The 4972-nt window shown below is 67.9% G+C and carries 6 protein-coding genes; 4 read left to right on the forward strand and 2 right to left on the reverse strand.

The annotated features are described in order from the left end of the window. From Q8M82_RS00260 to Q8M82_RS00270, 3 genes are all read left to right on the forward strand, one after another. Window positions 1-256 (forward strand): hypothetical protein (locus tag Q8M82_RS00260; RefSeq protein ID WP_305689395.1); only part of this gene is annotated, 256 nt, incomplete at its 5' end. Window positions 257-267: 11 nt separating this feature from the next. Beyond that, a complete protein-coding gene (locus tag Q8M82_RS00265) occupies window positions 268-468 on the forward strand; it encodes a hypothetical protein (RefSeq protein ID WP_305689396.1) in 201 nt (66 codons plus the stop codon). A 90-nt stretch (window positions 469-558) separates the two neighbouring features. Then, the gene (locus Q8M82_RS00270; RefSeq protein WP_305689399.1) at window positions 559-1791 is read left to right on the forward strand and encodes a glycosyltransferase; all 1233 of its coding nucleotides are present in this window, start codon (window positions 559-561) and stop codon (window positions 1789-1791) included. A gap of 161 nt (window positions 1792-1952) precedes the next feature. On the opposite strand, the gene glnA is transcribed toward Q8M82_RS00270, so the two are convergent. Together glnA and Q8M82_RS00280 are read right to left on the reverse strand one after the other, a co-directional pair. After that, window positions 1953-3362 (reverse strand): type I glutamate--ammonia ligase, encoded by a 1410-nt coding sequence (gene glnA / locus Q8M82_RS00275; RefSeq protein ID WP_305689397.1) that lies wholly within the window; start codon window positions 3360-3362, stop codon window positions 1953-1955. Between the two features lie 93 nt (window positions 3363-3455). Further along, complete coding sequence (locus Q8M82_RS00280; protein WP_066724541.1) at window positions 3456-3794, reverse strand: P-II family nitrogen regulator; 339 nt, start codon at window positions 3792-3794, stop codon at window positions 3456-3458. A 308-nt stretch (window positions 3795-4102) separates the two neighbouring features. On the opposite strand from Q8M82_RS00280, the gene Q8M82_RS00285 reads away from it, so the two are divergent. Next, on the forward strand, window positions 4103-4972 hold an 870-nt coding region (locus Q8M82_RS00285; RefSeq protein ID WP_305689398.1), incomplete at its 3' end, for an NAD(P)H-hydrate epimerase.

The following is a 4972-nucleotide window of genomic DNA, read 5'->3' on the forward strand; positions in this document are numbered from 1 at the left end:
GGCCATGGAGGCCGGCTCGCCGGGCTGGCCGCCGAAAAGATCGCCGTTGTCCACCATGATCCGCCTGAAAGTCCCCGATTCGCAACGTTCGATCATAGCCCAGATGGGTTGCCGACGCGTCCGGATCTTGTCCTACAGCGATGCCGTGCTGCTGGGAACCGGCCCTGTTCAAGCCGCGTTAAGGCGAGGTCGGCCATGCTGGCGGGAATGCGACAGGCGCGCCGCTGCGGTGGCTGCGACATTGGCGCGGAAGTGAGGGGGAACGACATGGCGACCAACGACATGGCGAGCATGGGATCGCGCGTGACGATCGCGGGGCTGGAGCGGGCGGCGCGCTGCGCTGGCGAAGCCTTCGGCCATGAGGAACTGGCTGGCTATGGCGACGCGGCCTTCCAGTCCGGTTGGCGGGCGCGGCTGAGCGCGGGTTTCTCCGCCATGCTCGGACGTCTGGTGCCCGGCACCCGCTGAACCCCGAGCGGGCCTGACGGCACCGCCGCGCAGTCACGGCAAAACATCAACCTTTTCGCCCTAGCGTGCGAGCGGAAAGGTATCTTGCCCATGCGATGCGTCATCGTCAGCGATTTCGGTGCCGTTAATGGCGGCGCAGCCAAGGTGGCCATCGAGAGCGCGCGCGGTTTGGCCGAGGCCGGCGTCGATGTTGTCTTCGCCTGTGCGATCGGGCCCGTCTCGCCGCGGCTCGACCATCCCCGCATCGACGTCCAGCGCTTCGAGGGCGAGGAGATCTGGAAGGTCGGGGGCCGCATCGCGGCCGCCCGCCAAGGCATCTGGAACGCGGCTGCGCATGCCTTCCTGACGGCGCTGCTCGCGCGCCAGCCGGCCGGGACGATCGTCCATCTGCATCAGTGGACCAAGGCCTTCAGCCCCGCGGCGATCGCAGCGGCGAGCGAAAGCGGGCTGCCGGTGGCGATCACCCTGCACGACTATTTCTCGTTCTGCCCGACCGGCGGCTATTTCGACTTCAAGGCCGGGGCGCCCTGCGCGCGACGGCCGATGTCGGGCGGCTGCATGGCGGCGAATTGCGACCGCGAGAGCTATGCCCACAAGCTCGTCCGCGTCGCCCGGCAATGGCGCTCCGACGAGGCGCTGCGGGCGCTCGCCCAGCCGCTGTTCATCCATGTCAGCGATTTCGCGCGCGACGTCGCGCGTCCGTTCCTGCCGCGGCAGGCGCGCCATGTCGTGGTCGAGAACATGATGGAGGCCGAGATGCGGCCGCCCGCCGACGTCGCCGACAACCGGCATGCGCTCTTCCTCGGTCGCTTTACACAGGAAAAGGCCGGTAACATCCTGGCTGCGGCGGCGCGCGAGGCGGGCATGCAGGTGCGGTTCGTCGGCGAGGGACCGCTGCGCGACGAGATCTTGAAGGCCAATCCAGCCGCCGATATCGCCGCCTGGCTTCCCGCCGAGCGCGTCTTCGAAGAGATCGAGCGCGCCCGCTGCCTCGTCCTGCCTTCGCTCTGGTACGAGCCCGGGCCGCTGGTCGTGGCCGAGGCGCGCTCGCGCGGCGTGCCCGTCGTGCTCGCCCGCACGACCGGGCCGGCCGGCTGGATCCGCGATGGCGAGGACGGGATCTTGGTCGATGGCGGCGATGTCGCGGGTCTGGCGGCGGCGCTCGCGCAGCTTCAGGACGACGACACGGCGCGTCGGATGGGAGAGGCCGCCTACAGGCGCTACTGGGCCGACCCGCTGACGGTCGAGCGCCATGTCGCGCGCATGCTCGCCGCCTATGAGACGCTGGCCCACGCACCTCAGGCGGCCAACGCCGCCGGATAGGCGCCGCGATCGCCGCCTCGGGCTCAGCCGCCGCGCCGGCCCGGAAAACTCGCCCCGGCTCGAAAAAACAGCCGGGGTGTCGCCACCCCGGCTGCAAAGGTGGACCGCGAACGGCGGTCGGGAGGAAGCTCGCGGCCGGCCGCTCGGGCCGGCCGAAATCCTCAGTAGGAGTAGTACATCGCGAACTCGACCGGGTGCGGCGTCATCTCGAAACGCGCCACGTCCTGCATCTTGAGTTCGATGTAGCTCTCGATGAAGTCGTCGTTGAAGACGCCGCCGGCCTTGAGATAGGCGTTGTCCTTCTTGAGCGACTCTAGGGCCTCGCGCAGCGAACCGCAGACCGTCGGGATCTTCTTCAGCTCGCGCGGCGGCAGGTCGTAGAGATCCTTGTCCATGGCCGGGCCCGGATCGATCTTGTTCACGATTCCGTCGATGCCGGCCATCAGCATGGCCGCGAAGGCGAGATAGGGGTTCGCCATCGGATCGGGGAAGCGGACCTCGACGCGCTTGGCCTTCGGCGAGGTCGTCCACGGAATACGGCAGGAGGCCGAGCGGTTGCGGGCCGAATAGGCCAGCAGCACCGGCGCCTCATAGCCCGGGACGAGACGCTTGTAGGAGTTCGTCGACGGGTTGGTGAAGGCGTTCAGGGACTTGGCGTGCTTGATGATGCCGCCGATGTACCACAGGCACTCCTGCGAGAGGTCGGCATACTTGTTGCCGGCCATGATCGGCTTGTCGTTCTTCCAGATCGACTGGTGGACATGCATGCCCGAGCCGTTGTCGCCATAGATCGGCTTCGGCATGAAGGTCGCGGTCTTGCCGTAGCTCTGGGCGACGTTGTGGATGCAGTACTTGTAGACCTGCATCGTGTCGGCCATCAGCGTCAGCGTGTCGAACTTCAGGCCGAGCTCATGCTGGGCGGAAGCGACCTCGTGGTGGTGCTTCTCGACCTTGGCGCCCATCGCCGCCATGGCCGCCAGCATCTCGCCGCGCATGTCCTGCGCCGAATCCTGCGGCGGGACGGGGAAGTAGCCGCCCTTGGTGGCGATGCGGTGGCCGAGATTGCCGCCCTCATACTCGGTCATGCCGTTGATCGGCAGCTCGACATTGTCGAGCTTGAAGCCGGTGTTGTACGGGTCGGCCGCGATCTTCACGTCGTCGAAGACGAAGAATTCGGCCTCGGGGCCGACATAGATCGTGTCGCCGATGCCGGTCGACTTGAGATAGGCCTCGGCCTTCTTGGCGATGCCGCGCGGGTCGCGGCCATAGGGCTCGCCGGTCGCGGGCTCGAGCACGTCGCAGGTGATGACCATGGTCGCCGCCGAGAAGAACGGGTCCATCACGGCCGTCGTCGGGTCGGGCATCAGCAGCATGTCGGATTCGTTGATCGCCTTCCACCCGGCGATCGAAGAGCCGTCGAACATCGTGCCTTCGGCGAAGATGTCCTCGTCGATCATCGTGACGTCGAAGGTCACATGCTGCCACTTGCCGCGCGGGTCGGTGAAGCGGAAGTCGACATATTTGACGTCGTTGTCCTTGATCGCCTTGAGGACATCCTTGGCGTTCTTCATCTCAGCATTCCTCTTATGGTCGTTTCTCAACTCACGCGATCCGCGGGGCCTTTTGACCGCCGGGCCGACGAACTTGCGGGTCGGGATGAGCCCTCAGATCGCGTCCGCGCCGGTTTCTCCGGTGCGGATGCGGATCGCCCCCTCCACCGTCGATACAAAAATCTTGCCATCGCCGATCCGGCCGGTCTGGGCGGCTTTCATGATGGCCTCGATGGCGCCGTCGACCATCTCGTCGGCCAGCACGATCTCGATTTTGACCTTCGGCAGGAAGTCGACGACGTATTCGGCGCCGCGATAGAGTTCGGTGTGGCCCTTCTGCCGCCCGAAGCCCTTGGCCTCGAGAACGGTGATGCCCTGCAGGCCGACCTCCTGAAGCGCCTCCTTCACCTCGTCCAGCTTGAACGGCTTGATGATCGCTTCGATCTTCTTCATGCGCGGACCGGCCTCCCTTGCGCCGAACTCGACTCCGGCAGGACGCCGGAACCCTCTGCCACCGTCGTCCGGCCCGCTGGGGTTGGCCCGGCCGGCAGGCTCGGACCGGCCCGGCGGGGCCGACGGCAACATCCTCACCTCTGCTCATAGCATCGGCGCCCGTCTCTCGCTACGCGCAGCCCTCCCGCCGGATGCGCGTTCATCGGGCAGAAAACAGATTATAAAATAGGCAAATGGTCAATCGATAGTCAGATTGGCTCTGCTGCTCTGCCCTTGCTGCGCCTTCCGCGCTGCCTGATGATGTCTGGATGACCCGCTACGCTCGATCCGACCTCGCTCTGCTCGATGTGGCCGGCATGGCTCGGGCCGATCGCGCCGTCATCGCGGCCGGCACGCCGGGGGCCATCCTGATGGAGCGCGCTGGCAAGGCGGTGGCCGACGCTGTCGATCGCCGGACGCCGCCGGGCGCGCGCATCCTGGTGCTCTGCGGGCCCGGCAACAATGGCGGCGACGGCTTCGTGGCGGCGCGGTTGCTGGCACGGCGAGGCCGCCCCGTGACGCTGGCGCTGCTGGGAGACCGGGCGAAGGTCTCCGGCGATGCCGCCGCCATGGCGGCGGCCTGGAGCGGGCCGGTGGAAACGCCCGGTTCGCTCGAGCCAGAGGCCTATGGTCTGATCGTCGATGCGCTGTTCGGTGCCGGGCTGAACCGCCCCCTCGACGGGGAGGCGGCCGCGCTGGTCGCGGCGATCAACGCGGCGCAGCGGCCGGTCGTGGCGGTCGATGTTCCCAGCGGGCTCTCCGGCGACACGGGATGCGCCATCGGGCCCGTCGTCGCGGCTATGGAGACGGTCACCTTCTTCCGGCTCAAGCCCGGGCATCTGCTCTGGCCGGGGCGTGGCCTCTGCGGCACCGTCACGCTGGCCGATATCGGCATCGACCCCGCGCTCGTCTTCACGCCCGCCAGCCCGCCGACGCTGTTTCGCAACGCGCCGCCGCTTTGGTGCGAAGCCTGGCCGTCCCACGCGCCCGACACGCATAAATATCGCCGGGGCGCGGTGCTGGTGGTCGCCGGCGGCCTCGCCGGCGTCGGCGCGCCGCGTCTGGGAGCAAGCGCCGCGCTGCGGCTCGGGGCGGGACTGGTGACTGTCGCCTGCCGTCCCGAGGCGCTCGCGGCGCAC

The sequence above is a fragment of the Allobosea sp. genome, assembly GCF_030694325.1.
GTDB lineage: Bacteria > Pseudomonadota > Alphaproteobacteria > Rhizobiales > Beijerinckiaceae > Allobosea.

Bases quoted from the DNA above. Each gene is read 5' to 3' on its own strand.
- Q8M82_RS00270 (WP_305689399.1), top strand. From the start codon at position 559: ATGCGATGCGTCATCGTCAGCGATTTCGGTGCCGTTAATGGCGGCGCA.
- glnA (WP_305689397.1), bottom strand. From the start codon at position 3,362: ATGAAGAACGCCAAGGATGTCCTCAAGGCGATCAAGGACAACGACGTC.
- Q8M82_RS00265 (WP_305689396.1), top strand. From the start codon at position 268: ATGGCGACCAACGACATGGCGAGCATGGGATCGCGCGTGACGATCGCG.
- Q8M82_RS00280 (WP_066724541.1), bottom strand. From the start codon at position 3,794: ATGAAGAAGATCGAAGCGATCATCAAGCCGTTCAAGCTGGACGAGGTG.